General features: G+C 61.6%; 22 protein-coding genes. 17 read left to right on the top strand and 5 right to left on the bottom strand.

All coding sequences use genetic code 11. From position 1 onward, the window contains the following. Positions 1 to 130: 130 nt before the first annotated feature. On the bottom strand, positions 131 to 1477 hold the full coding sequence (locus M1D51_RS11175; protein WP_458106501.1) for a cytochrome P450: 1347 nt from the start codon (positions 1475 to 1477) through the stop codon (positions 131 to 133). 66 nt (positions 1478 to 1543) lie between these two features. Between M1D51_RS11175 and M1D51_RS11170 the strand changes: the two genes are divergently transcribed. Next, a complete protein-coding gene (locus tag M1D51_RS11170; protein ID WP_458106500.1) occupies positions 1544 to 2590 on the top strand; it encodes an AAA family ATPase in 1047 nt (348 codons plus the stop codon). A gap of 6 nt (positions 2591 to 2596) precedes the next feature. Here the strand turns inward: M1D51_RS11170 and M1D51_RS11165 are convergent, their stop codons facing one another. Continuing rightward, positions 2597 to 3625: a DUF808 domain-containing protein gene (locus M1D51_RS11165; protein WP_172322180.1), complete on the bottom strand. Its 1029-nt coding sequence runs from the start codon at positions 3623 to 3625 to the stop codon at positions 2597 to 2599. Positions 3626 to 4114: 489 nt separating this feature from the next. Here M1D51_RS11165 and M1D51_RS11160 point away from each other — a divergent pair, with 489 nt between their 5' ends. The 8 genes from M1D51_RS11160 (at position 4115) to M1D51_RS11125 (ending at position 14151) form a co-directional block, all read left to right on the top strand. Next, positions 4115 to 5185, top strand: coding sequence for a LacI family DNA-binding transcriptional regulator (locus M1D51_RS11160; RefSeq protein ID WP_458109526.1), 1071 nt, complete (start codon positions 4115 to 4117; stop codon positions 5183 to 5185). Between the two features lie 80 nt (positions 5186 to 5265). Beyond that, a complete protein-coding gene (locus M1D51_RS11155; RefSeq protein WP_458109525.1) occupies positions 5266 to 6939 on the top strand; it encodes an ABC transporter substrate-binding protein in 1674 nt (557 codons plus the stop codon). 122 nt (positions 6940 to 7061) lie between these two features. Continuing rightward, positions 7062 to 8039 (top strand): ABC transporter permease, encoded by a 978-nt coding sequence (locus tag M1D51_RS11150; RefSeq protein WP_458109524.1) that lies wholly within the window; start codon positions 7062 to 7064, stop codon positions 8037 to 8039. 10 nt (positions 8040 to 8049) lie between these two features. Then, the gene (locus M1D51_RS11145; RefSeq protein WP_458109523.1) at positions 8050 to 8988 is read left to right on the top strand and encodes an ABC transporter permease; all 939 of its coding nucleotides are present in this window, start codon (positions 8050 to 8052) and stop codon (positions 8986 to 8988) included. Further along, entirely contained in the window at positions 8985 to 9947 is a 963-nt protein-coding gene (locus M1D51_RS11140; protein WP_458109522.1) for an ABC transporter ATP-binding protein, read from the top strand. The genes M1D51_RS11145 and M1D51_RS11140 overlap by 4 nt, the downstream gene beginning before the upstream one ends. Next, the gene (locus M1D51_RS11135) at positions 9944 to 11038 is read left to right on the top strand and encodes an ATP-binding cassette domain-containing protein (RefSeq protein WP_458109521.1); all 1095 of its coding nucleotides are present in this window, start codon (positions 9944 to 9946) and stop codon (positions 11036 to 11038) included. The genes M1D51_RS11140 and M1D51_RS11135 overlap by 4 nt, the downstream gene beginning before the upstream one ends. After that, positions 11035 to 12585, top strand: a complete 1551-nt coding sequence (locus M1D51_RS11130; RefSeq protein WP_458109520.1) for a glycoside hydrolase family 32 protein — start codon at positions 11035 to 11037, stop codon at positions 12583 to 12585. The genes M1D51_RS11135 and M1D51_RS11130 overlap by 4 nt, the downstream gene beginning before the upstream one ends. A 141-nt stretch (positions 12586 to 12726) precedes the next feature. Beyond that, positions 12727 to 14151, top strand: a complete 1425-nt coding sequence (locus tag M1D51_RS11125) for a glycoside hydrolase family 32 protein (protein ID WP_458109519.1) — start codon at positions 12727 to 12729, stop codon at positions 14149 to 14151. A 120-nt stretch (positions 14152 to 14271) separates the two neighbouring features. On the opposite strand, the gene M1D51_RS11120 is transcribed toward M1D51_RS11125, so the two are convergent. Then, positions 14272 to 15051, bottom strand: coding sequence for a type 1 glutamine amidotransferase domain-containing protein (locus M1D51_RS11120; protein WP_458109518.1), 780 nt, complete (start codon positions 15049 to 15051; stop codon positions 14272 to 14274). Between the two features lie 115 nt (positions 15052 to 15166). Here M1D51_RS11120 and M1D51_RS11115 point away from each other — a divergent pair, with 115 nt between their 5' ends. The 5 genes from M1D51_RS11115 to M1D51_RS11095 all read left to right on the top strand — a co-directional run bounded on the left by M1D51_RS11115 (position 15167) and on the right by M1D51_RS11095 (position 20688). Continuing rightward, positions 15167 to 15592, top strand: coding sequence for a ChaB family protein (locus tag M1D51_RS11115; RefSeq protein ID WP_458109517.1), 426 nt, complete (start codon positions 15167 to 15169; stop codon positions 15590 to 15592). A 174-nt stretch (positions 15593 to 15766) separates the two neighbouring features. Further along, positions 15767 to 17317 (top strand): ABC transporter substrate-binding protein, encoded by a 1551-nt coding sequence (locus M1D51_RS11110; protein WP_458109516.1) that lies wholly within the window; start codon positions 15767 to 15769, stop codon positions 17315 to 17317. Positions 17318 to 17344: 27 nt separating this feature from the next. Further along, complete coding sequence (locus M1D51_RS11105; protein ID WP_458109515.1) at positions 17345 to 18286, top strand: ABC transporter permease; 942 nt, start codon at positions 17345 to 17347, stop codon at positions 18284 to 18286. Then, a complete protein-coding gene (locus tag M1D51_RS11100) occupies positions 18270 to 19115 on the top strand; it encodes an ABC transporter permease (protein WP_458109514.1) in 846 nt (281 codons plus the stop codon). Before M1D51_RS11105 ends, M1D51_RS11100 begins: the two co-directional genes overlap by 17 nt. Further along, positions 19108 to 20688 (top strand): ATP-binding cassette domain-containing protein, encoded by a 1581-nt coding sequence (locus M1D51_RS11095; RefSeq protein WP_458109513.1) that lies wholly within the window; start codon positions 19108 to 19110, stop codon positions 20686 to 20688. Before M1D51_RS11100 ends, M1D51_RS11095 begins: the two co-directional genes overlap by 8 nt. Before the next feature lie 7 nt (positions 20689 to 20695). Here the strand turns inward: M1D51_RS11095 and M1D51_RS11090 are convergent, their stop codons facing one another. Continuing rightward, a complete protein-coding gene (locus M1D51_RS11090) occupies positions 20696 to 21508 on the bottom strand; it encodes a hydrolase (RefSeq protein ID WP_458109512.1) in 813 nt (270 codons plus the stop codon). 238 nt (positions 21509 to 21746) lie between these two features. On the opposite strand from M1D51_RS11090, the gene M1D51_RS11085 reads away from it, so the two are divergent. The 3 genes from M1D51_RS11085 to M1D51_RS11075 all read left to right on the top strand — a co-directional run bounded on the left by M1D51_RS11085 (position 21747) and on the right by M1D51_RS11075 (position 24714). Next, positions 21747 to 23216 (top strand): APC family permease, encoded by a 1470-nt coding sequence (locus M1D51_RS11085; RefSeq protein ID WP_458109511.1) that lies wholly within the window; start codon positions 21747 to 21749, stop codon positions 23214 to 23216. A 90-nt stretch (positions 23217 to 23306) separates the two neighbouring features. After that, positions 23307 to 23513, top strand: a complete 207-nt coding sequence (locus M1D51_RS11080; protein ID WP_458109510.1) for a DUF2945 domain-containing protein — start codon at positions 23307 to 23309, stop codon at positions 23511 to 23513. 4 nt (positions 23514 to 23517) lie between these two features. Further along, positions 23518 to 24714, top strand: a complete 1197-nt coding sequence (locus M1D51_RS11075; RefSeq protein ID WP_458109509.1) for an NAD(P)/FAD-dependent oxidoreductase — start codon at positions 23518 to 23520, stop codon at positions 24712 to 24714. Between the two features lie 88 nt (positions 24715 to 24802). On the opposite strand, the gene M1D51_RS11070 is transcribed toward M1D51_RS11075, so the two are convergent. Then, positions 24803 to 25696, bottom strand: a complete 894-nt coding sequence (locus M1D51_RS11070; RefSeq protein WP_458109508.1) for a glucose 1-dehydrogenase — start codon at positions 25694 to 25696, stop codon at positions 24803 to 24805. Positions 25697 to 25821 lie beyond the last annotated feature (125 nt).

Below are 25821 nucleotides of genomic sequence, written 5' to 3'. Positions count from 1 at the left end.
TCCCTCGCGCAGATCTGACTGACAATTCAGTGATCGGACTCTCCCTGTTAGTACCCGCCAAAGCACACGGTGAATCAGGAATGAATGGTGGGCAGGTTGGCCGAAGCTATGCTTCCGGCCCGCGGACATTTCACCGTCCCTCTCGCGGGTGAAGGGTGAAACTGAGTGAGAAGGGATTGAGGTTCGCCGGAAGACGTTCTGTTGGTTCCAGCCGCTTGGGCTCGTTGAGGAGAAAATCCGTGCGCTCTACGAGCTGGGCCAGGAAGGCACTTGTCAGCATCAGGACCAGTTGCCGGCCGGGGCAACGGACCGGGCCTTCGCTGAAGGGAACCAGTGCCCAATCCGGACTGTGATCCGGGCCCTGTCCGATCCAAAGCTCTGGTTGAAATAGCTCAGCTCCCGGAATCGCTCGAGCGTCCCGGTGGAAATAGGGTGCGAAGACCAGGACGCCGCAGTTCCCCGGCATCATGCCGTGGGGCCATTGAACCTCCCGGGTGGTTTGCCTCAGGATCATGGGGGTGGTGGGCCAAAGCCGGAGCGACTCCAGGACGCAAGCCCGGAGGTAGGGCAAATGGTGGTGCTCGGATGCGTCCCGGGAAAGTTCATGCCTGACGCTTTGGAGTTGGGGCCGGTGGGATGCCAGGAGGGCCAGCGTGCGGAAGGTGGCCATGCCCGCCGGGTCGAAAGCGAAGAGCCACTGCGGAATCTGGTCCGTCGGTGCCGTCTTTGGTGATCCATCATGTGCCTTCAAGGAATGCGCCAGGCTGCCAGGTTCTGCTGCAAGCATCCGTTGGCGGACTGTCGATAGGAAGGCCGCGCGCGTCGTGGAGCGCATGGGCTTCAAGGAGGACCAGTTGGCATCCTTGCGCAGGCGCGTAAGCTTCGCGGTCAAATCAACGTCGTCCGCGGCGTTGTTGCCGAAAACAATCCGTCGGACAACCCGGTCCCACGCGGCGGAAAACTGTTCCCAGTCCAGCTGCTTCTCCTCCGCCAGCCCTGCGATGAGGTGCCCGGCTTCCTCGTTGATGACTGGGAGGAAGTGGCTGGCAAGATGGTGAACCGGACTATGTGCGTCCAGGGCTTGTTCCTGCAGCGCCCGGCGGGCAGACCGTTCCCCGCCCGTGGAAATCAGCACGTTCCGAGGTTCAAAATGTGCCAAGGCGCCACGCTTTTCGCTGCTGGCGGGAGAAAAGGGATCGGGCGAGTTCTCCAGGACCAGGTGCACCTCTGAGGGGTGGAGGGCCACGGCCTGCTTCCGGAAAGGCAGGCGCAGGAGGAGGGGACCCTCCGGGTAGGTGCGGCTCAATTTCTGCATTCTGGCGACGGCCCTGGCATCCAGCCCGAACCGTTCGGCGGCGGCTTCCATCCGGGGCCTCCTCTTGATGGGCCCTTTGGCCACCGTGGGGAGGAACACTTCAGCAATGAATGCGGCCGTGTCCCGCACTGAGGCTTGAGGCAGTGAGGCAGGAGAACTCATGCCATAAGCATACTTAGTTTCTTTCGGCCAAGGCATTACGGCCGGATCGGGGATTACAGTGGATGTATGGCTGCAAGCCGCAATCCGCTCGATGAGTTGAGGGAAACCATTGGCCATCTGGCCAATCAGCTCAAGCTGCCAGGTTCAGAACGCGTCGATGACCTGGTAGGCGATCTTATGGGCGCCCGGCCCGGCCCGGCCCGGCCACTGTCCGAGGTGCAGGCTGAGCTCGATGCCCTGGTTGGGCTGGAGACGGTGAAGGAGCAGGTGCGGGCGCTGGTGGCACTGCTCCAGGTGCAGGCCCGTCGCAAAGCCCATGGCCTTCCTGAGGTGGCCACATCCCAGCATTTGGTGTTTCTCGGAAATCCAGGCACTGGCAAGACCACCGTTGCGCGGCTCCTGGCCGAGATGTACCGTGCGGTTGGCTTGCTGCAGAAGGGGCATCTGGTGGAGGTGGACCGATCCGGACTGGTGGGTCAGTACGTCGGGGCTACCGCCATCAAGGCGGACAGGGTGATCCGGCGGGCGCTGGATGGTGTCTTGTTCATCGACGAGGCCTACGCGTTGGCTCCGGAGGATGGCCGGATGGATTTTGGACCGGAGGCCATTGAGGTCTTGCTTAAGCGAATGGAGGATCACCGCCACCGCCTGGTGGTGATCGTGGCCGGGTACCCCCGGCTCATGGAGGCCTTTTTGCTCTCCAATCCCGGGCTTCGCTCCCGGTTTGCCCGGGAGATCACCTTCCCGGACTACTCCGTGGACGAACTCGAGACGATCTTTCATCAGATGCTGGCTCAACACCAGTACACGCTGGGGCCGGGCGCGGACCGGATGCTGCGGCGAATCCTCGCCGGGCTTCACGCCGGCGAGGATTCCGGCAACGCCCGGTTCGCCCGCACCCTGTTTGAGCAGGCCCTCAACCGTCAGGCGCTGCGGCTCTCACGCAATGAAGAGCAAAGTCTTGATGCACTTGATCGCGAAGCCGTTATAACGCTCACCGAGGATGACGTTGTTGAAGCCGCTCTGGCCCTTGGTCAGGAGCCGGAGCCTGAACCAACGCCGGAAGGTGCCCTGGAACGGCAACAACCGCGCTGGTGGCGCTGGCTGGCCTGAGGGAAATCAGGCCTGATCCTTGCGGCCGTGATCGTTCCCCGGCCGATGCCCGGAGATCGCGGCGCGGAGATCGCCTTCTTCGTGAGCGTCCTTCTTCTTCCCGAACGGCAGGACCTTGAGCAGCGGGTGGAGGATGACCATGATGACCAGACCCCAAATGGCGCCAAGAACAGCCGAGCACAACGTGTTCACCAACCAAGCCAGGAAACCGCCCACGACGGGGATCCCGGCAAAGGGTGACTCCAGGACATGCACGAGGTCGTAAGGGCCATGCCAGCCGAGATCGTACGCGCCCTGCAACATGATGTGGCCACCCACCCACAACATGGCAATGGTTCCGATGAGGGTGATCGCGGCCAGGACGGCGGGCATCCCCTTGACCAGTAGTCGTCCGAACCGCTGCGAACCTGCGGAGTCCTTGGTGGTCAGGTGCAGGCCGATGTCGTCCATCTTGACGATGAGTCCCACAGCGCCATAAACGATGACCGTGATGGCGATCGCGACAACGACGAGGATGAGCGCCCGGGCCCAGATGGATTCGGTGGCGACCTCATTCATGGCGATCACCATGATTTCGCAGGACAGGATGAAGTCGGTGGTGATGGCGCCCTTGGTTACTTTGGCCTCTGCTTCGGGGCCGCGTTGGACCGCGGGTGCCTTTTCGGTGGCAGCGTGGTGGCCACGGAGTTTGTGCCAGACCTTTTCAGCGCCCTCATAACAGAGGTAGCTGCCGCCCAACATGAGGATGAAGGGAATGATGCCCGGGATGAAGGCGCTGACCAGCAGCAGGGCCGGGAGGATGATCACCAGTTTGTTGCGCAGCGAACCCCAGAAGATCTTTTTGATCATGGGTAGCTCACGCGAGGGGTCCGCTCCGGACACGTACTGCGGGGTGACCGCGGCGTCGTCGATTACTACGCCGGCAGCTTTGGCGCCGGCCTTGGCGGCTCCTGCTGCGATATCGTCCACGGAGGCAGCCGCTATGCGGGCCAGGGCAGCGATGTCATCCAGCAGGGCGACGAGACCGCCGCTCACAGCGCTGCTCCGTCGTGGTTAGGGCAGGACGGCAGGGAATGGTCAACTGGTAAGAGGAGCGTGAAAGGCATGCTCGGAGTATACGTTGGCGGGCAAATATCCCGGAGGGCGTGACGCGCCTTTCAGTCGACATTGCCACGTGGAATTCACCTCGATGCGCGCAATGCGTGCCGGGCAACCCCGTGCCCTCGGCCTATGCTGGCTCCATGTCTACTGATGAAGAAAAAGACCCACCCGTCCCCGCTGACGTTGAAGGCAGGATGCCGAAAAAGGTTCACGACGCCCCCCGCAAAGCGGAGCCCGAAACCGGCAAAGAGGCGCCTGGGGAAAGGTAGCCGGCAGCGGCCTTGCAGGAGTGTTGACAGAGCCGAAGTAACGCGGGTAACCTAAGTCACATGCCCGGCAGGTAACGCGCGTTAGTCGCCTCATCTGCCGGGCTAGCCAAACAAGGAATGTTTGGCGCGGACCAAGAGAACACCGGAGCATTCGATGGCGAAAAGCACCACCCCTGGCAACCCCGCGGCTGTACGCCAGCGCGGGGTCACCATGAAGGACGTCGCCAAGCATGCCGGTGTCTCCAGGACTGCTGTTTCCTTTGTGTTGAGCAATCGTGAAAACGCGAGCATCTCGGAGGAAACCCGCACCCGGATCAATCACGCCGTGCAGGAATTGGGTTACCGCCCCAATGCAGGCGCCCGTGCGCTGGCATCCCGGCGCAGTGATTGGTACGGGATCGTGACGGAAATCGTCATGGCGCCCTTCGCTGTCGACATCATCAAAGGTGCCCAGGATCAAGCTTGGCTTGACCGCCGGTTCCTCCTCATCGCGCCCTCCGACCAGGCCGATGCCGTAGGACCGAACCAAGGCCTGGAAGATGCTGCGACTGAAAAGCTGCTTGAACAACGGGTGGAAGGACTTCTCTACGCAGCCACTTTCCACCGGGGCGTTCACGTTCCCGAGAGCGCCAATGAAGTGCCCACCGTTTTGATCAACTGCTTTGACGCTGACGGCAAGCTGCCCTCGATCGTCCCTGACGAGCGTGGCGGCGGCCGGGTCGCCGTCGAACGGTTGCTCCAAGCCGGCCACCAACGGATCGGAGTCATCAATCTTGACCCGGTTATTCCTGCTGCAGTGGGGCGATTGGAAGGTGCACGCGAAGCACTTGCCGTTGCCGGACTGGAACTGGACCCGGAACTGGTGGTGTCCGGATACGCAACGGCGGACGGCGGTTACGACGCCGCATGCCTGATCCTGGACCGTTATCCGCCGAAGGACAGGCCAACGGCGCTGTTCTGCCTCAATGACCGCATGGCCATGGGCGCCTATGACGCCATCAAGGAACGGGGCCTGACCATCCCCGGGGACATCGCTGTGATCGGCTTCGACAACCAGGAGCTTATTGCGGCCTACCTTCGACCGAAGCTGACTACGGTTGCCTTGCCCTTCGAAAAAATGGGCGCCTTGGGCGTCCAAACACTCTCCGCACTAACAGCAGGACAGCCGATCATTGCCGACCAGCAATTGGTCGACTGTCCGCTGCTAGAACGCTCTTCGGTCTGACCGCGAAATCAACGTCGAAGAGCAAACCCCTCACCCACCCCTTCACCTTGGACGATGAAGACAGGAAAGAGATAACCATCATGACACAACCCCGATACTTCCGGGCTGCCCGGATGACAGCGGCAAGCCTTGCCGTGGGCGCGATGCTGCTCACCGGCTGCACAGCCAATGTCACCAAGACAAGCACCTCCGACGCCGGAGCGAACGCCAGCGCATTCCTCACCATTCCCCGTGAGGACATGGGTACGTTCGTGCAGAACTTCAACCCGTTCGCTCCCACCGTGAATCCGATGGTTCAGCAGTCCATTTACGAATCCCTCCTGATTTTCAATCCGGCCAAGGGCGACACTGTGCCCTGGCTCGCCACCGAGTGGACGGCAGCAGAGGATGGCAAGTCCATCACCTTTACACTCCGTGACGGCGTGAAGTGGTCCGACGGACAGCCTTTCGTGGCCGACGATGTTGCCTATACCTTCGAACTCCAGAAAAAGATCAAGGGCGGCTTCGACTATCTGGACACCGTCACTGCTGAAGGCAACAAGGTCACCTTCAACTTCAACAAGCCATGGTCGCCTGCCCTGTACGACGTCGGTCAGCTCACCATCTTGCCCAAGCACATCTGGTCCGCGTTGCCGGACCCCGAAAAGGATGCGAACGCAAAGCCGGTAGGCACAGGACCGTACACCGAGATCGACAGCTTCCAGGCCCAGTCCTTCGTGCTGACGAAGAACCCCAACTACTGGCAGCCGGAAAAGCAGAAGATCGCAGGCATCAAGATGCTTGCTTTTGCAGGCAACGACGGCGCCAACCTCGCCGCTGCGAACGGCGATGTGGACTGGGCACCGCAGTACATCCCGAACATAGAAAAGACCTTCGTTTCAAAGGACAAGGAACACCGCCAGTACTGGTTCCCGGCTACCGGTGCCATGATCAACTGGCAGCTGAACACCACCAAAGCTCCGTTCAACGAAGTAGATGTCCGCAAAGCGCTGAGCATGGCCGTGGACCGTGACCAGGTCACCAAGATCGGCATGAGCGGCTACGCCAAGCCGGCGGACTGCACCGGGCTCTCCGGCAATTATGAGAAGTGGAAGAACTCCGCCGTCAAGGACAACTGCACGTGGACAAACCATGACGTCCAGAAGGCCAACGAGCTCCTGGACAAGGCAGGTTACCCCAAGGGAGCTGACGGGAAGCGCACGCTCAAGGACGGCAAGCCTTTCGAATTCAAAATCTCCGTAGGCGCCACGTCCTCGGACTGGCTCTCCGTAGCCAATGTCATCGCACAGAACCTGGCCGAAGTTGGCGTGACCGCCAAAGTGGAGTCTCCGGACTGGGCGGCAGTGGTTGCCGGCTACGAGACCGGGGACTTCGACTCCGGCATCGTCTGGAGCGCGAACGACCCCAGCCCGTACAAGTACTTCAACACTTCCATGGGCACCGCCAGTGTGAAGCCCGTTGGCACCAAGACGTTCGATAACTACCACCGCTTCGGCGATCCCAAGGCCGACGTCCTGCTTGCCGACTTCGCCTCAGAGGCGGACGAGTCCAAGCAAAAAGACCTCGCCAACAAGCTGCAGGAAGAGTACAACGACGTCGCACCGCTGGTGCCGCTGTTCTCCGGCCCTGAGTGGGGTGCCTTCAACGACACCCGCTTCACCGGATGGCCTACCGAAGGCAACCCCTACGCCACCCTCTCAGTGAAGTCGCCCACCACGGTCCTGGTTCTGACCACCTTGGAACCTCGCAAGTAATCCACCGGGTCATCTACGGCCTGACTTTGCACGCCCGGCGGCCCTGATGCCGAACCGCTCTTGCCGCCGGGCGTGCCGCCTTTCTTTCCGTAATTCCCGCAATTCCCGAATGGAGGGAAACCGTGCGCTTCATCCTGCGCCGCCTGGGTTTCTACCTGATCGCCTTCTGGGCGTCCATCACCCTGAACTTCCTGCTTCCGCGCTTCATGCCCGGGGACCCTGTCTCCCGGATGTTCGCCCGCTCCCAGGACCGAATGCAGCCCGAACAAATCGAAGCCCTGCGCAAGCTGTTGGGTGTTGACGACCGGCCCATGTGGGAGCAGTACGTCGATTACCTGCACAACGTCTTCACCGGGCAGATGGGTGTTTCCATTTCCCGTTTCCCCACCCCGGTCACGGAGGTCATTTCCTCGCAGATCGGTTGGACACTGTTGCTGGGCGGCACCGCCCTGGTGATTGCCGCCGTCGTGGGTAACTTGCTGGGCATCCTGGCCGCGTGGCGGCGTGGCGGAGCGATCGACTCCGCGCTTCCGCCGGTGCTGGTTTTCATCGGCTCGTTCCCGTACTTCTGGCTCGCCATGGGTGCGCTGTACCTCTTTGGCGTGGTGCTGGGCTGGTTCCCGATCCGCCACGCGTTCACCGACGGTTTGGAGCCGGCATTCACCTGGGAGTTCATCGGCGACGTCGGTGCGCACCTTGTGCTGCCGGCGCTGACGATCGTGCTGGTTTCGATCGGTGGCTGGATGCTGGGCATGCGAAACACCATGATCGCCACGAACTCCGAGGACTACATCACCATGGCAGAAGCCAAGGGACTCCGTCCGGGCCGCATCATGCTCCGCTACGCAGCACGCAACGCGATGCTCCCGTCGGTGACGAGTTTTGGCATGGGACTGGGGTTCGTCGTGGGCGGTGCGCTGCTCACCGAGGTGGTGTTCGCGTATCCCGGCGTGGGTTACCAACTCCTCAATGCCGTCCAAGGCCTGGACTACCCGCTCATGCAGGGTTTGTTCCTGACCATCACCGCCGCCGTCCTGCTCGCCAACTTCCTGGTGGACATCCTCTACGTCCGCCTCGACCCGCGCGTGCGCAGCAACTAGAGGACTGATCATGACAACCGCACTATTGAAGCAGCCAACATCAACACCGGCTGTCCGCAAGCCCAATCGCAGCTTCGTCCACGGCCTCCTCAGTAACAAGAAAGCATTGACGGGCTTGGCCGTGATGGTCATCTTCATTGCGCTGGCCCTGTTGGCACCGGTGCTGTTTCCCGGCGACCCGTCGAGGATCACGGCCATGGCTTCCATGGAACCATCAGCCGAACACTGGCTGGGCACCACGGCCAAAGGACAGGACGTGCTCGCACTGACCCTCCATGGCTCACGGAGTTCCCTGTTCGTTGGTTTGACCGTGGGCCTGGCATCCACGTTCATCGGCATCCTGGTGGGCCTCGCCTCCGCGTACTTCGGGAAGTTCATTGACGAAGCCCTTTCCTTGGTCACCAACGTCTTCCTTCTCCTGCCCGGCCTGCCGCTGCTGGTGATCCTGGCCGCCTTCCTTCCGCCGGGCCTGGGCACGGTGATCCTGGTACTCGTAGTTACAGGGTGGGCCGGTTCGGCCCGCGTCCTGCGCTCACAAGCGTTGTCCATCCGCTCCAAGGACTTCGTGGCCGCGGCGGTAGTGTCCGGAGAAAGGGCCGGCCGGATCATGTTCCGGGAAATTCTGCCCAACATGGCATCGATCGTCATGGGCACCCTGCTTGCCTGCGTGATCTACGGGATCGGCGCCCAAGCGGGCCTGGAATTCCTGGGCCTGGGAGATGTCAGTACGGTCTCGTGGGGCAACAACCTCTTCTGGGCCGGCAACGAAGGCGCCCTGCTCACCGGCAGTTGGTGGGTCTTCGTGCCCTCCGGCGTGTGCATCGCGCTGGTCGCCTTCGCCCTGGCCCTCATCAACTATGCCGTGGACGAGGTCACCAACCCACGGTTGCGCAAAATCAAAACGCCTCAATCAACACCCGTGAACACCGAAAGGAGCGCCGCCAAATGACCATCTCCCAAGTTTCCTTCGGTTCCCACGAACCTGTCCTGGACGTCAAGGACCTCACGGTCAAGTACATCGGCGATACCAGGTCCACCACCGCCGTCCAGCGCGTCTCCTTCAGTATTGGCACCGGTGAGGTGTTCGGCCTCGCAGGGGAGTCAGGCTGTGGGAAGTCCACTATTGCCAACTCGATCATGAGGCTCCTGAAGGATCCGGCAAAGATTGCTGGGGGCAGCATTTCCTTCGGTGGCAGGGACGTTCTGGCCATGAGCCCTGAGGAGTTGCGGCGTTTCCGTTGGCAGGACGTGGCCATGGTCTTCCAGTCCGCCATGAACTCGCTCAACCCGGTCCTGACCATCGGCGAACAGATCGTGGACATCTTCACCACGCATGCCGGCTACTCCCGCAAGGAATCCCTGCGGCGGGCCGGTGAGCTGCTGGAACTGGTAAGGATTGATCCTGCCCGGCTTAAGTCCTATCCGCACCAGCTGTCCGGAGGCATGCGTCAGCGGGCAGTGATTGCCATGGCCGTGGCCCTCAAACCGTCCCTGTTGATCCTGGATGAACCCACCACCGCGCTGGACGTAGTGGTGCAGCAGGAAATCATGGCACAAATCAAGGAACTCCAGCGTGAGCTCGGTTTTTCCGTTCTCTTTATCACGCACGACATGTCCCTCATGGTGGAACTCTCGCACCGAATGGCGGTGATGTATGGCGGCCGGATCGTGGAGACTGCGAAGGCCCAGGACGTTTACGCCAATCCCTGCCATCCGTACACGCAGGCCCTCATGGGCGCGTTTCCGCCGCTGACCGGCCCCCGGGTTCCACTGACCGGATTGCCCGACGGCGTGAAGTTCCGGAACATTCCGGACCTCGCCGAAGTGGCACCCGGCCATTTGGTGGCACCGTTTGGTGACGACATCCCGGTGATTGATTCAGTAAACCTGGAAGGAGCCGCACGATGAGCCACTCACTTATGACCCCATCGGCCGTGGCCGGGACCGGCACCCCCGCCCTTGAAATCCGGGGCCTGGGGAAGTCATTCCCTGTTGGCGGATTGTTTTCCAGGGATTCCGTCCGTGCCCTGCACGGGGTTGACCTGGCTATTGGCAGCGGCGAAATCGTGGCGCTTGTGGGGGAGTCCGGTTCCGGCAAAAGCACCTTGGCACGCTGCGTCGCCAGGCTCGAGAAACCCAGTTCCGGTGAGATCCTCATTGACGGCGTCGACGTCCTCAAACGGGATCGGTTCCAAGCTTCGCGTGCCTTTCGATCGCAAGTCCAGATGGTCTTCCAGGACCCTTTCGGGTCCCTGAATCCGGCGCACAGGATCGAACATTTCCTGCGGCGTTCGTTGGCGATCCACGGCAAGGGCGGCGGTTCCGAAGAAGCCACGCGGCGCCGGTTGGAAGAACTCATGACCACCGTTGGCCTGGAAGCGGATATGTTGAACTCGTATCCCCACGAGCTCTCCGGCGGCCAGCGCCAACGCGTCGCAATTGCCCGGGCACTGGCAGTTGAACCGCAGGTCATCCTGGCCGACGAACCCACCTCCATGCTGGATGTTTCGGTCCGCATCGGGGTGCTGAACCTCATGCGAAAGCTCCGCGATGAGCAAGGCATCTCCATGCTCTATATCACCCACGACCTCGCTTCCGCCCGTTACTTGGCGGACCGGACCGCGGTCATGTTCGCCGGTGAACTGGTGGAGGAAGGCGAGTCCTTGGACCTCCTGGCCAACCCGGCGCACCCTTACACCCAGCTCCTGGTCTCGGCCGTCCCGGACCCGGCCCGGGCAGGTTCCTACGATCCTGTCCGCAGGGCAGAACTGCGGCAAGCGGTGATGGCCTCGACGCGCTGCGCGTTCGACGGCGATCCGAACCAGCCCTGCTCCGCAGAGGAACCCGTCCGCCACCACGTAGGTGACCCCGCCAGCCGCCACTGGGTCCGCTGCCATCTCTATCGACCGTGGGCCGCCGCCGGCGCGCACGCATTGGCCAGCGAACCAACCAACCCCAGCCACCCGGCGTCGAACGCTCAAGAAGAGGCTCCCGCATGACTGAACTGACCCACCCGCTCGCTACCGTTCCGCAGGATGAGTTGGTGTCCCGCGCCGAAGCTGACTCCCTGAGGCCGCGCTTCCACTTTGTTTCACCGGCCGGTTGGCTTAACGATCCCAACGGTGTCAGCCAATGGGATGGCACCTACCACCTCTTCTATCAGTACAACCCGGAGGGTGCTTTCCACCATCGCATCCAGTGGGGGCACGCGACCAGCACCGACCTCGTCACCTGGAAGGACCAGCCGGTCGCCCTGGAACCGTCCGGTGGGCCTGACGCTGAGGGTTGCTGGTCGGGGGTTTTGGTGAACGACGACGGCACGCCCACCCTGGTGTACTCGGGACGATTCAATGACAGGGAGCTGCCCTGCGTTGCTGTGGGCTCCGCGGACCTGCTGACCTGGACCAAGGATCCCGGGAACCCCGTGATTGCAGCCCCGCCTGTTGGGGTAGACATCACCGCGTACCGCGATCACTGCGTGTGGCGGGAAGGAAGCACCTGGCGTCAGTTGGTGGGTTCTGGAATTCGTCACCGCGGCGGCACGGCGTTCCTTTATGAGTCTTCGGATCTGCGGTCCTGGGACTACGTCGGTCCGCTCTTCATCGGCGACGCCTCGAAGGGCGATCCTGCGGACACCGACTGGACGGGGACGATGTGGGAATGTGTGGACTTGTTCCGCGCCGGGAAGGGATCCTTGGGTTCTGAATCGGCTGAGGGCTCACCCGATGTGCTGGTTTTCTCGGCGTGGGACGACGGCGAAACCCGGCACCCGCTGTACTGGACCGGCCGTTACTCCGGCGATAGTTTCGAGCCCGAGGCGCTTCACCGGCTGGACTACGGCGGCCGGTTCTTCTACGCACCGCAGTCTTTCCAGGATGAGTCCGGCCGGCGTGTCATGTTCGGGTGGATGCAAGAAGGGCGAAGTGATGCAGCGATGGTCGAGGCCGGCTGGTCCGGTGTCATGAGCCTGCCCAGGGTCGCTACCCTGGGCGAGGATGGAACCTTGGAGTTCACTCCGGTCCGTGAAATCGAAAAGCTGCGCAGAAACCACCTCAGTGTTCCGGCCCGGGAGTTGGAGGAGCGTGATGCCCTGGCGGAAACCGGTGTGTCCGGCAACCAGTTGGACCTCGAGCTGGACGTGCAACTGGCTCCCGGTGCCGAAGTCCGGCTGGGAGTTCTTGGGTCCGCAGATGGTGCCGAGGAAACGGTGATGGTGCTGGGCCGGGATGCGGACGGAACAACCGCCGGCACCCTCCGTCTTGACCGTACCCGAAGCAGCCTTGATCCCGCCGTCGATGTGGAAGACAAGTCAGGCCCCGTTCCCATGCCGGACGGGCGGGTTCGGCTGCGTGTCCTGGTGGACCGGTCCGCCGTCGAAATTTTCGCCAACGGGAAGCCGCTCACGGCCCGGGTCTATCCGACCCTGGGCGGCGAGCGCGTGAGATTGACCGCCACCAAAGGTTCGGTGCGGCTCCTCTCCTTCGATGCCTGGACTATGGCCGGGGTGTTTGAAGAGACCCGCAGCCTGTTCCCGGAACGGAGCTAGGCCCATGGAAAAATCTCCGTCAGTATCACGCCGTGGTCTCCTGACCGGCGCCGGTGCCGCTGCCTTGGGCGGGTCCATTGCACTGTCCGCTCCTGGTGGACCTGCCATGGCAACAGGTGCCCCTCGAAAGGATCATCCCGAATGCGCCCCGTCTATCACTTCAGCGTGCCTGAGAACTGGAAGAACGATCCCCAGCGGCCCATTTACCTTGATGGTGAGTACCACTATTACTACTTGTACAACGCTGACTACATCAGTGGCGGTGGTGGCACATCATGGCGCCGGGCCACCACCACCGATCACGTGGCATTCAGGGACCGCGGTGTCGCGATTCCAAAGTTCAGCAACGGCAACGGTGACTGTTGGTCCGGATGCATGGTGGTTGATGAGGCCAACACTGCCGGATATGGAGCGGGGACGGTCATAGCCCTGGTAACCCAGGCGCCGGAAGGCCGGCAAGCACAGTACCTCTGGTATTCCACGGACAGGGGCCGCTCTTTCAAGCCCGGCGGTGAGGCTCCGGTGCTGCCGAATCCCGGTGTGCACGATTTCCGTGATCCCAAGGTTGTTTGGGATGCGGACCGTGGCCAGTGGTTCATGGCCAATGCCGAGGGGCAGAAGCTTGGCTTCTACACATCACCGGACCTGCGGTCCTGGAAGCGCGTTGGCGAGTTTGTCCGTGAGGACCTGGGCTTGCTGGAGTGCCCCGATCTCTTTCGGATGACGGCCGACGACGACACCTCGCATTGGGTCCTGGGCACCAGTGCGAACGGCAAGGGCCGCGGACTGCCAGCTACGTATGCGTATTGGACCGGAACGTTCGATGGCAGCTCCTTCACCCCGGACCGTCCGGAGCCGGAATGGCTGGACTATGGTTTCGATTTCTATGGTGCAGTTACGTACCCGCATTACGATGCATCGGGTGCGGAGGATCCAACCCTTCGCCGTGCGATCGGCTGGGCAAATTTCTGGGACTATCCCCACAACACGCCCACGCTTGCCACCGACGGCTACAACGGCGATGACATGATCGTCCGCGATGTGCGGCTTAAGCATGGAAATGGTGCCTACTACCTGGTCTCTTCACCCACATCTGCTCTGGGGGAGTATGTGAAGCGGACACATCGGCTCGGTGATGTGGCGGTTTCGGGCACTCATGATTTGTTGGTCCGCTCCAACGCCTATGACCTGAGCTGCGAGGTGGAGTGGGATCCGGCCGCACCGCCGGCCAATCTGGGCCTGGAAGTGTGCCGTGCACCAGGTGGCGGCAGGCATGTTGCTCCCGGCGCCTTCCTGCGGGGCCCGTTCACCTACGTCAATCGCCGCCCCACCATCAATCCCACCGCAGGGGAAAGCCAAGCACCTGTGGATCCCTCCACGGGGCGAGTCACACTACGGATCCTGGTGGATCGTTTGAGCGTGGAGATGTTCGTCGGGGATGGCCGTGTGGTGCACTCGCACCGCGTCTTCCCGCTCGAACGGGACGACGGCATCCGTCTCTATGCCCACGAGGGATCAGCCACGTTCCGGGACGTGACCATCCGTGAACTCAAGGCCGTGCGTTAGCCCGCCCCACCACGGGCCACCTGGAATGGATTCACCAAAGTCAGGGCCACTTTTACGGTGGCCCTGACTTTGTGCGTATGGTGCCGTTCCCTGCGCCCGCGGAGGCACGACTACCTCCAGTCAGTGGCCGGCGTCCGCATCGGCCTGCTTCCTGGCGGTCTTTTCCGCGTCCTTCCCGGCACGTACGGCTTCTGCGTCGTGCTGTTCTTCGGCCTTTTCCTGATGGATTACTTCAGCGAACAGCTTTTCCATTTCCTTGGCCACACCGGCGGCCGAGGCAGGATTTTGGCCGGTGACCAACCGACCATCCACCGCCACCTTTTCCTCAAAGACCCCAGCGGAGACGTGGCGCGCCCCCTGTTCCTCAAGCCGGTCTGCCAGGAAGAACGGGATGACCTTGTCTTTTCCTGCCGCAACTTCTTCATCGTTGGTGAAAGCGGCCACATCCCGGCCTTCGACCAGCCGGAACCCGTTGTCCAATTCGACGTTCAGCAAGCCGGCAGGCCCGTGGCAGACCGCCCCCACCAGTCCGCCGGAATTGTAGACACTGGCTATGAGATTCTGCAGGCCTTCGTTGTCGGGGAAGTCCCACATGGTGCCGTGGCCACCCACGAGGTAGATGGCGTCATATTGCGCGGGATCCACGACGTCCACACGGGCGGTGTTGTACAAGCCGGCCCTCGTTGTCTCATCTTGTGTGAAAGCAACTTGGATGGGGTCTCCCTCGTCCACCTCATCGCGTGGAGGCTGACCTCCCTTGATGGACGCAAAGTCAACAAAGTGGCCTGAATCTTTGAAGACCTTCCAGGGATGTGCAGCCTCGGCCACGTTGTAGCCGGTCTTTTCTCCCGTATCGCCGAGCTCGGAAACGCTGGTTAGTACCATGAGGATTTTCTTCATGAAGTGCTCCTTTCGTTCACCTTCCACCCTACGCCCACCTGTTTTCGGCATCTTGAGGAGGGCCTTGGTGCTGTCGCATGCTTAAGGTGTTCCCTCGATCAGGAGTGTGAGTGATATGCCCAAGACCGGCAAGAACGATCATGCCCGGAAAGACGAGTTGCCTTCGACCCTGCAACGCTCGGACCAGAAGGCGCAGGACACGTTCGCCAAAACGTACGACTCGGCCATGGATTCCTATGACGGCGATGAGAGCCGGGCCGCCCGGACGGCTTTTGCATCCCTGAAGCACAGCTATGAGAAGGTCGGAGACCATTGGGAACCCAAGGAAGAGCGGGGACCTTCCGATGACCGTGCTGAGGAAGGTTTACGCTCGGATAAGCCGTCGGCCGGAGGCGTGGATGCCAATGCTTCGAAGGAGCACCTCTATCGACGCGCCCGCGAGTTGAACATCAAGGGACGTTCAACCATGGACAAGGATGAGCTGGTCAAGGCACTGCAGAAGGCCAACGACGCCGCCACCCGAAAAGCGCGGGAAGGTTGATTCCTGCATTAGCACATGGAGCTCGGCTTCAAGGCACCTAGGGCGTTTTGCGGCACATTGTGACACGCGCGAGGAGGGTCTCGTTTTTGCTGCTGCAAGGAGGTAAGGCTAACCTAAATAGTCTCCCTTTCCCCATGCCCTCCCGTTCCGGGCATACATTGCAGGCGGTTCCCTTTGCGCACATTCAGCCGTTCCACAGCAGCCCTCGGGGTCGCTGCACTTCTTTCCTTGACCGGTTGCGGTCTCAGTGGGGGACAGACAGCCGCCACCGGGAAGGTGGCTGATACCAACCAGCGCATTGTGGTGGACAACTTCCGGGCACCCGTAGCCAACTGGGCATTGGAGTCCGACGCCGCCTACATCCTCTCGCTCTCCGGTTGCCTGGAGACCCTTACCAAATATGATTCCGCACAGGGCAAAGTTGTTCCGTTCCTGGCAACTGAGTGGAAGCAGGTCTCACCACTGGAGTGGGACTTCACCATCCGCGAAGGGGTGAAGTTTCAGGACGGCACCGACCTCACCGCAGAGGCGGTCGCTGCTTCACTGAATTCAGTCCTCAAGGCAAAAGTACCGGCCAGGGCTTTCAACCCGGGCATTGTCTCGGCCGTCCAGGCCACTGACGCCAAAACCGTTCGCGTGACCACACCGGCGGATAACCCCCTGGTGCCGTTCCGGCTGGCAAGCGTCAACACCGGCATCCTCGCCCCTGCTGCCTATGAAGGTGCCACGCTTGATCCCTTCGGCCACTGCACCGGACCGTTCACACCGGTATCGGAGAAAGCCAAGCAGTCCTTGACCTTGGACCGTAACGAGAACTACTGGGGTGGAAAGGTCCAGCTGGCCGGCGCCGAAGTCCGCTTCATCACCAACGGTGCTACCAGGGCGGCCCAGGTACAAACCGGCGAGGCGGATATCTCCCTGTCCATTCCAGCGTCCGCCCTCTCCACGCTGGAAGGGGTGCCGGATGTTTCTGTCCTGAAGGCAGACTCGCCCCGAACGGCGACTTTGTACATGAACAACGGCCGGGCACCGTTCAACTCCGTGGATTTCCGTAAGGCCCTCCGGTCCGCACTCAACCTCGAAGCGTTGGCAGCGAGCGTGTACGAAGGCGCTGCATTGCCGGCGGCTGGTCCGTTCGCACCTTCCGAGCCCTGGGCTTCCAGTGAAACCAACCCGCCCAAGCAGAACGTTGAAGAAGCGAAAAAGCTTCTGGCCGCTGCAGGGTACACCGCTGATAAGCCCCTGGAGATCATCGCAATCGTTGAGCGCACAGAGTTTGCCGACGTAGCAACAGTCATTCAGGACAACCTCAAGGACATTGGCGTTCCGGTGTCCATCCAGGCCAAGGAATATGCCTCGGCCGAGCCGGACGTCCTTGCGGGCAACTACGACATGATCTTGAGCCAGCGCAACAGGCTCATCGACATCGCCGATCCCATTGGCTTCCTCACCGCGGACTACACCTGCAAGGGCACCTACAACCTCAGCCACTTCTGCAACGAAGAGTACGACGCCATCATCAGCGAAGCCGCACGCACTTCCAACACCGAGGATCGGTACAAGCTCTACGCCAAGGCCGGTCAACTCCTGAACGACCAAGCCGTCAACTTGTGGTTGGTCAATGAACAAGCCACGGACGCCGTCCGCAGCAACGTTCTTTCCTACGTCCAGGATCCGCTGTCCCGTTACGTCCTGACCGCGCAAACGGCCCAGGCCGGCTCCTAGCAACGGGCTGAGACAACCAAAGCACGTATGATCACGTTCCTTGCGAAGCGGACGGCGACCCTGGTGGTCGCCGTCCTGTTGTCGTCTTTCGCCGTCTTCCTGATTCCGTTTGTTACTCCCGGCGATCCTGTCCGGAAAATCATCCGCTCCCGCGTGTCCGGAGACGTGGTGGACGAGGCCACAGTTCAGGCTCTGGCGGACAGCCTGGGCTTGAACGATCCCCTTCCGGTCCAATACCTGCGATGGCTGGGGGACTTCTTCACGGGGGACATGGGGTTATCGCACATCAGCAGGACCCCGGTCATTGATCAGGTGATGCCGGCTTTGGGCATCACCCTCAGCCTTGTGCTGGTGGCTTTGGGCACCGCCGTGGTGGTTTCCCTGCCCTTGGGCATCGTGGCGGCCTTGAAGCAAGGCAGCAAGACAGACAAACTCATCACCACTGTGACGCAGTCCTTTATCGCCATGCCGGAATACTGGTTGGCGCCCTTGCTGGTCTTGGTCTTTGCCCTGAAACTTGCCTGGTTGCCTTCGGCGGGCTGGAACACGGCGGCCTCCATTGTCCTGCCGGCCGCCACGCTCGCCCTTCGACCCATTAGCTTCTTCACCTCAGCTGTTCGCTCAGGCATGATCGATGCCTTGGAAGCGGAGCACATTCCTGCGGCCCGGGCCAGGGGCCTCAGCCGCGTGCAAACGGTCCTGCACCACGTCATTCCCAATGGCCTGGTACCCCTCTCCACCTTGTTCGCAGTGTGGTTCGCCGGTCTTCTGGGCGGTTCGGTCATTGTGGAAGTCATCTTCGCAATCCCCGGCATGGGTCGCCTGCTCTACGACGCCGTGATCAACAGTGATATCCCCTTGGCGCAGGGAGGCGTGGTGGTTGTGGTGGCGCTGGCCGTCGCGATCACCACCCTGGCGGACTTCCTGCACCGGATTCTCAGCCCTAAGGTGAGTGGCGCCCTTGCGTAAGCGGTCAGCGATCGACGGCGCCGCCGTCGTAATTCTTTTCCTGATAGTCGCAGCCGTGGCTGCTGCCCCGTTGCTGTCGCCTTTTCCGCCGAACGATCAGAACCTCGCCGCACGGCTTGCCTCGCCCAGCGCCGAGCATTGGCTGGGGACAGACCACCTCGGACGGGATACGCTCAGCCGCTTGCTCGACGGCGGTCGCTTCTCTTTGGTGGTGGCGGCACTGGCCACTGTGTTGACGGGAATCCTTGGGTTGGTGGTCGGCGTGCTCAGCGCCCGCCGTAAGGGTTGGGTAGATGAACTGTTTACCCGCACCAATGATGTCCTGTTGGCCCTGCCGGAGATGGTGGTGGCACTGTTTATTGTCGCTGCCATGGGCACGGGCTTTACTTCGCTGCTGGTGGCGCTGACTGTCACCGGGTGGACGCCGTTTGCACGGCTGGCCCGGACGCTTGCCTATGACGTCTCGGCACGTGGTTTTGTCGAAGCAGCACGGGTGGTGGGCTGTTCGCCGTCGTTCATTGTTTTTCGCCACATCATCCCGCACCTTGCCGCCCCCATGCTGGGGCAGGCAACGCTGCGCTTCGGGCAGCTCCTGATCAGCGTAGGAGCGCTGTCCTACCTGGGTCTGGGCGTCCAGCCGCCGCAGTCGGACTGGGGTTCCATGGTGGCGGCGGCCCAGCCTTACGCGGAACGGGCCCCGTGGGGGATTATCGCGCCTGGACTCACCATCTTCCTGGTTGCCCTGTGCGTGACGTTGATAGGTCAGCGGACATCGCGGCGGGCAACTGACCCTGTGGATGTCCTGGTGGTGGAGGGGCAGCATGCCTGAACTGGTGATCGAGGACCTGACGGTACTGGGGTCGGACGCAGGGCGGCCGGTCCTGTCCGGTGTCAGTCTCAACGTTCGTCCCGGTGAATTCGTAGCGCTCGTGGGAGGCTCGGGCTCCGGCAAGACCATGACGGCCCGGTCCGTCCTGCAACTATTGCCCCAACAATTGCGGATTGCCTCCGGCTCCATCCACGTGGGGTCCGTGGACGTGACCCGTGCCCCTGAGGCTGAACTGAACCGTATCCGCGGCGGCCGGCTGGGAATGCTGTTCCAACAGCCCAAAAAGATGTTCAATCCCAACAAGACCATCCGCGCCCACCTGAGGGAACCGCTCGGACTCCACGCGGGATTGCGCGGCACCGCCGCGGAGGCGAAGGTGCTTGAGTTGTTGGATGAAGTGGGATTCGACGATCCACTCTGGGGCGCAAAAGCATATCCGCATCAACTGTCCGGAGGCATGGCCCAACGTGCCATGACGGCCATGGCATTGGCGGGCCAGCCAGGAATCCTGCTTGCTGACGAACCGACCTCGGCTTTGGACAAAGTCCTTGAACGCCAGATCCTGCAGCTGCTGGATCGTGAACGGAACCAGCGCGGCCTGGGGATCCTTTACATCACCCACAACCTTGCCTCCGTGGCGGCTTTCGCGGACCGGGTGCTGGTGATGGACGCAGGGACAATCGTGGAGTCAGGCACCACTGAGGAAGTGCTGGGAAGTCCGAAGGTCCCGTACACGCAAAGACTCCTGGACGCATCGAACCTCCTGCCGTCGGGGTCTGTGAAGCAGCTTCCCCGGGAGGCAGGTGTGCTCACGTTGAACGGCGTGGTCAAGAATTTTGGACGCGGCCGGCGTCGACGGAGCCCGGCACTGGATGCTGTGTCCCTGGAGCTGAAGAAGGGTGAGATCCTGGGCGTTCTTGGTCAATCAGGATCAGGGAAAAGTACCCTCGCCCGCGCCATAGTGGGTCTCGACCAACTCAGCGGGGGCAGCATTACCCGGTCCCTGTCAGCAGAGCGTCTGAACGATCCGACTGCCGTCCAACTGGTCTTCCAGGAACCCCACGACGCCTTCGATCCCCGGATGACGCTCCGGGCCAGCTTGGAGGCACCGCTTCCCAGGAGGCTACCCGCCGGGGAAAAGGCCTCACGGTTGAAGAAAGCCATGACCGAAGTGGAACTGGATCCCGAACTGCTGGACAGACGTCCCGGGCAATGCTCGGGGGGTCAATTGCAACGGATCACCATCGCCAGGGCGCTCCTGTTGGAACCGGAAGTGCTCATTTGTGACGAAGCGACCTCTGCCCTGGACGCGCTGACGCAGCGGACCATCCTTGATCTGCTCCAACGCCTGCACGGGGACCGGGGACTATCCCTGATGATGATTACCCACGACATGGACGTAGTGCGCCATATGTGCCAGCGCGTAGCCGTCCTCTACCAAGGGCGCCTGGTAGAACTCACCGACACCGACAAATTCTTCACTGACCCGCAGCACCAGCACAGCAAGGACTTGGTCTCGGCCGCGATTCCCTGCCGAGGCCTGCACCTGAAAAAGATGAGGAATGCTCCCTAGGGGCGTTTCATGTCAGGTGATCGAAGTCTCCGCGTGCCCAGGCAGCGTGCCTCCGGGCCGAATCGCGCAGGATGGCCTTGGCGCTTGAGGCTATGACGTTGTTGAAATTTCCGTAGATACGGTCGAACTCCAGCGCATCCAACTGTGCTGCGATCCGCAACACCACGGGCCCTGAGAGCGGCAGGCGGTTCGGGTAGCTGCGCATGAAGGACACGGAGCGCCGATCCGGGTTGGGAAAGACGCTGTCCCCGCTCAAGAGAACCCCATTGCCGTTGGCTCCTGCCGCCCAATGCGCCACCGCGCTGCCGGGGAAGTGGCCGCCGGTCTGGTGCAGCACCAACCCGTCGGTGATCTGCCGGGCCCCTGACCAATGCACGATGTTTGCATCATCTACTCCCAGCCATTGTTTGTCTGCCTCAGCCACCAGCACAGGGACGCCGCCAAGGCGATGCGACCATTCCACCTGCACACCGAACATGTGCGGATGGCTGGCCGCAATCGCCAGCACGGGGCCTTGGTCAAGGACCATCTCCACCGCGGCGTCGTCGATGTATCCCACAGGGTCCCAGAGCAGTGAACCCCTCGGTGTCACCACCAATTGGGAAGTTTGGCCGATTCCAACTCCGGGTTCGGTGCTGATCCCGATCAGCCCGGGCTCGTTCTCCTGAAGAGAAATCTTCCGGCCCTCCTGTCTGAGAGCGTCGAGGGTGAGCCACCGTTGTCCTTCGTCAGGGATATATTGCCGTTCGTCCGTGCAGATGGGGCAAAGCTCCGGCACGGGTTCGGTACGTTCCACCGCGCAGGCTGCACAGATCAGCATTGAAGGTCCTTTCGGATCGGTCAGTGTCCTGCCATGCGGCAAAGCCACAGGGCAGTTGGCAGTGGACACAGGGCAGTGGGCACAGGGCAGTGGGCCAAGATTATTGCATGTGGGCCTCCGCCAGGAAGGGCAGGGTTCGATTCCACAGGTGTTGCCAAAGCCAAAGGACAGGCTCACAGTGGGTTACGTCAGGTCACGAACACGGCTGGGACCGTGTATGCGCCGTGGAGGTCACCCTATGAGCACCACATCCGACGATGTCTACCAGGCACCACCTTCAGATGGAGAACCGCAGCTCAAGCGCGTTCTTGGACCCAAGCTCCTGCTCCTGTTCATTGTGGGAGACATACTTGGGGCAGGTGTGTACGCGGTCACCGGAACGATGGCCGGAACAGTTGGCGGCATCGTCTGGCTGCCGTTCCTCCTGGCGTTCATCGTCGCGACGCTGACGGCGTTTTCCTACTTGGAGCTGGTGACGCAGTACCCCCAGGCGGCAGGCGCGGCCCTCTATACGCATAAAGCATTCGGGATCCACTTTGTCACATTCCTTGTGGCGTTCGCCGTTGTCTGTTCAGGCATTACCAGCGCGTCAACATCGGCCAACGTCCTCGCCCAGAACCTGTTCGGAGGCTTGGAGGTCAATGGGTGGATGGGAGCACCGGACCAAGGCATGATCACGCTGGTGGCCATGGCTTTCATGGTGTTGCTGGCAGTGATCAACCTCCGTGGAGTGGGCGAAAGCGTGAAGTTCAACGTTGTGCTGACTTCTGTAGAGGTGCTGGCCCTCTGCATCGTGATCGGCGTCGGTTTCTTCGTCATGGCGCAGGGAACCGGCAACATTCAGGAAATCACCGTCTTTACCGATTACCAGGACAAGGGGTTGTTCCTGGCCGTTACTGCTGCCACGTCCATAGCCTTTTTTGCTATGGTGGGCTTTGAGGACTCGGTGAACATGGTGGAGGAGACCAAGAACCCGGAGCGGATCTTTCCCCGCACCATGCTTACGGGCCTCGGCATCGCAGTGCTGCTCTACATGCTGGTGGCGGTGTCCGTAGTGAGTGTGTTGTCTCCTGCAGAATTGGGTGAGATCAGGGAATCCGAGGGGGCGGCGCTGCTCGAAGTGGTCCATAAAGGCTCCCCGGATTTCCCCATCGATAAGATCTTCCCGTTCCTGGCGGTGTTTGCGGTGGCCAACACGGCCTTGATCAACATGCTGATGGCGAGCCGGCTGATTTATGGGATGGCCCGCCAGCATGTCCTGCCCCGCGGTCTGGGCAAGGTGTTGCCCGGACGCCGTTCACCGTGGGCCGGCATCACTTTTTCCACCGTTCTGGCCTTGGGACTGATCTGGTACGTCAGTATTGATCCGGACAGCAATATTGTGGCCAACCTTTCAGGGACCACCGCATTTCTGCTGTTGTGCGTCTTTACGGTCGTCAACGTGGCATGTATGGTGCTTCGTCGCAAGAGGGACCCGAACCGCAAAGTGTTCTTCACCTCGCCCGGGCAGTTGCCGTTGGTGGCCGCAGTCCTCTGTGCGTTCCTCGCTGGTCCGTGGGTGGGCAGGAACCCCGTCCAGTACCAGGTGGCCGGTGGGCTGATGGCCATTGGAGTTCTGCTGTGGTTCATCACCTGGCTCATCACCAGAAAGGCCAACACCAAAAACCCTGACACCACAGCAGGGCCAAAGGACCACGTCCGGGAATGACAGGGAAGGGTTACGCCCAAAAGATCATCATGCTTACTATTGTGGAGCGGCGCTTGGCGTCAGAGCTTGAAACCACACATTGGAGCGGACATGGCACTGAGCAAGGGAACCCACGTGGAGTGGAACACCTCCCAAGGCAAGACGCACGGAAAAATCGTGGAGAAGAAGACCAGCGATTTCGTGCTGGACGGCAACACCCATCGGGCCACTGACGACGAGCCGCAGTATGTGGTGGAATCGGACAAAACCGGCGCACGAGCGGCGCACAAGGGCACCGCGCTGACGGAAAAGAAGTAGCGCAATGTCCCACCACCACGATGTAGTCATCATCGGCGGGGGCAATGCCGGGGTTTCGCTCGCGGCCCGACTGGGGCGTTACGGGGTGAAGAATATTGGCCTCATTGAGCCCAAGGACCATCACCTGTATCAGCCGCTGTTCTCCCATATTGCCGGCGGCCGGGCCCAGGTAAAGGAGGCCGTCCGCAGCCAGTCGTCAGTGACGCCCAAGGGGGTTGACTGGATTAAAGACAGGGCAGTGGGTGTAGATACCAAGGCAAACACTGTTCTGCTGGAGTCGGGCGCCGCTGTGGGTTACGAGCACCTGGTTCTCTGCCCCGGGCTGCAATATCGGTGGGATGACGTGCCGGGCTTGGCTGAGGCTGTCCATTCACCGTATGCCGCATCGCACTACGAATTCGAGCTTGCCTCAAAATCCTGGTCGCTTCTGAGCAGTGTCCGGTCCGGAACTGTGGTCTTCACCATGCCATCAGGGCCCATCAAATGCGCGGGTGCCAGCCAGAAGCCGATGTACCTGGCCTGTGACTACTGGCGTGAACAGGGCGTTTTGGACAAGATCCGGGTGGTGATGGTGCAGCCTTACCCCACCGTGTTCGGCATTCCGGACGTGGACAGGGAGCTCGAGCGGAAAATCGCCGAATATAGAATTGAACTCCGTACCAACAGTGAACTGGTGGCTGTGGATGCGGCCGGCAGGATGGCGAGCATCCGCAACAACGTCACCAACACTACCGAAGAGCTGGGGTACGACGTCCTGAACGCCGTCCCGCCACAATCGGCGCCTGACTGGCTCAAAGCCACGGACCTCCCGGCCCCAGGGCAGGGGGACGGATTTGTTGATGTAGACACTGAAACGCTGCGTCACAAGCGCTATCCCAATGTGTGGTCTCTGGGCGACGCTGCTGCCACCACCAACTCCAAATCCGGCGGGGCCCTGCGAAAACAGACCAAGGTGTTGGCGAAGAACCTCGTGGCGGCCCGCAAAGGCCTGGCGCCAACCATGAAATACAACGGATACTCGGTGTGCCCGTTCACTGTTTCCCGGCACACGGTGGTTTTTGCCGAGTTTGACCACAATTATGAGCCCAAGCCAACCATCCCCAAGGTTCCTACATGGAAGGAAAGCCGCTTTTCCTGGTGGGTGGACCGCAGCATGTTCCCCCAGGTCTACTGGCACTTGATCCTCAAGGGCCGGGCGTGAAGAGGGCGGTGCCGCCGAGCGTCCCAGGCCAGTGCTGCGCCGGCACCACGCGGGTCCATCACCCACGTGGTGCCGTTGCCGCCGTCCGCTAGGGCGTGGGGTTGCCTCCGTTGACGTTCAGCGTTTCTCCTACCACGTAACTGGATTCCGGCGAGGCAAGGAATACGTATGCCGGGGCGAGCTCTGCAGGCTGCCCGGCGCGGCCCAGGGGAGTGGAGTGTCCAAATTCGGGCAAGGCCTCCTTAGGCTGGCCGCTGCTGACCTGGAGTGGCGTCCAGATGGGACCCGGTGCCACGGCGTTGACCCTGATGCCCTTGGGGGCGAGCTGCTGGGCCAGTCCCTTGGTGAAGTTGTTGATGCTGGCCTTGGTGGTGGCGTAGTCAAGCAAGGTGGGCGAAGGATTGTAGGCCTGGATCGATGTGGTGTTGATAATGGTGGAACCGGCCGGCAGGTGGGGAAGGGCGGCCTTGGTCAGCCAGAACATCGCGTACACGTTGGTCTTCTGCGTGTGGTCGAACTGCTCGTCGGTGATGTCCACCAGGTCTTCCTGCGCTACTTGCTTGCCGGCGTTATTGACCAGGATGTCTACCCCGCCCAGGACGGCGACGGCGGTATCCACCACTTCCTGGCACGTGGCGGAGTCTTTGAGATCGCCGGGCACTTTGACGGCCTTACGGCCCGCGGCTTCGATGATGCCCGCGATCCGGTTTGCGTCCTCTTCCTCTTCGGGCAAGTAGGAAAGTACGACGTCTGCGCCCTCGCGGGCGAAGGCGATGGCTGTCGCCGCTCCGATGCCGGAGTCCGCTCCGGTCACGATTGCCTTGCGGCCCTCCAGCCTCCCGGTTCCGCGGTAGGTTTCCTCGCCAAGGTCCGCCTTGGGTGTCAAATCCGCATCCAGCCCGGGTTCGGGTTGGTGCTGTTTTGGCGGGGAAATCTGCTCGTAGGCGGTGACGGGGTTCCGGAACGTGTACTGATCAGTCATGGTGGTCCTCCAGATCTCTACGGGCAACGTTTCTTTGGGTACATCGCGACAAAGCTAAGGAAGCTTATGAATCCACCCTAAGCATGCCCGTGTCCGTCTGCAAAGCCCGGATCTCGTTCGTTGCC

The sequence above is a fragment of the Arthrobacter sp. R3-55 genome, assembly GCF_054161505.1.
Note: the sequence above shows the minus strand (reverse complement) of the source record. Positions and strands in the feature narration are given on the sequence as shown.

Excerpts from the sequence above, each read along its gene's own strand:
- M1D51_RS11175 (WP_458106501.1), bottom strand. The coding sequence starts at position 1,477 with ATGAGTTCTCCTGCCTCACTGCCTCAAGCCTCAGTGCGGGACACGGCC.
- M1D51_RS11170 (WP_458106500.1), top strand. The coding sequence starts at position 1,544 with ATGGCTGCAAGCCGCAATCCGCTCGATGAGTTGAGGGAAACCATTGGC.
- M1D51_RS11160 (WP_458109526.1), top strand. The coding sequence starts at position 4,115 with ATGGCGAAAAGCACCACCCCTGGCAACCCCGCGGCTGTACGCCAGCGC.
- M1D51_RS11155 (WP_458109525.1), top strand. The coding sequence starts at position 5,266 with ATGACACAACCCCGATACTTCCGGGCTGCCCGGATGACAGCGGCAAGC.
- M1D51_RS11145 (WP_458109523.1), top strand. The coding sequence starts at position 8,050 with ATGACAACCGCACTATTGAAGCAGCCAACATCAACACCGGCTGTCCGC.
- M1D51_RS11140 (WP_458109522.1), top strand. The coding sequence starts at position 8,985 with ATGACCATCTCCCAAGTTTCCTTCGGTTCCCACGAACCTGTCCTGGAC.
- M1D51_RS11135 (WP_458109521.1), top strand. The coding sequence starts at position 9,944 with ATGAGCCACTCACTTATGACCCCATCGGCCGTGGCCGGGACCGGCACC.
- M1D51_RS11130 (WP_458109520.1), top strand. The coding sequence starts at position 11,035 with ATGACTGAACTGACCCACCCGCTCGCTACCGTTCCGCAGGATGAGTTG.
- M1D51_RS11125 (WP_458109519.1), top strand. The coding sequence starts at position 12,727 with ATGCGCCCCGTCTATCACTTCAGCGTGCCTGAGAACTGGAAGAACGAT.
- M1D51_RS11120 (WP_458109518.1), bottom strand. The coding sequence starts at position 15,051 with ATGAAGAAAATCCTCATGGTACTAACCAGCGTTTCCGAGCTCGGCGAT.
- M1D51_RS11115 (WP_458109517.1), top strand. The coding sequence starts at position 15,167 with ATGCCCAAGACCGGCAAGAACGATCATGCCCGGAAAGACGAGTTGCCT.
- M1D51_RS11105 (WP_458109515.1), top strand. The coding sequence starts at position 17,345 with ATGATCACGTTCCTTGCGAAGCGGACGGCGACCCTGGTGGTCGCCGTC.
- M1D51_RS11095 (WP_458109513.1), top strand. The coding sequence starts at position 19,108 with ATGCCTGAACTGGTGATCGAGGACCTGACGGTACTGGGGTCGGACGCA.
- M1D51_RS11090 (WP_458109512.1), bottom strand. The coding sequence starts at position 21,508 with ATGCTGATCTGTGCAGCCTGCGCGGTGGAACGTACCGAACCCGTGCCG.
- M1D51_RS11085 (WP_458109511.1), top strand. The coding sequence starts at position 21,747 with ATGAGCACCACATCCGACGATGTCTACCAGGCACCACCTTCAGATGGA.
- M1D51_RS11080 (WP_458109510.1), top strand. The coding sequence starts at position 23,307 with ATGGCACTGAGCAAGGGAACCCACGTGGAGTGGAACACCTCCCAAGGC.
- M1D51_RS11075 (WP_458109509.1), top strand. The coding sequence starts at position 23,518 with ATGTCCCACCACCACGATGTAGTCATCATCGGCGGGGGCAATGCCGGG.
- M1D51_RS11070 (WP_458109508.1), bottom strand. The coding sequence starts at position 25,696 with ATGACTGATCAGTACACGTTCCGGAACCCCGTCACCGCCTACGAGCAG.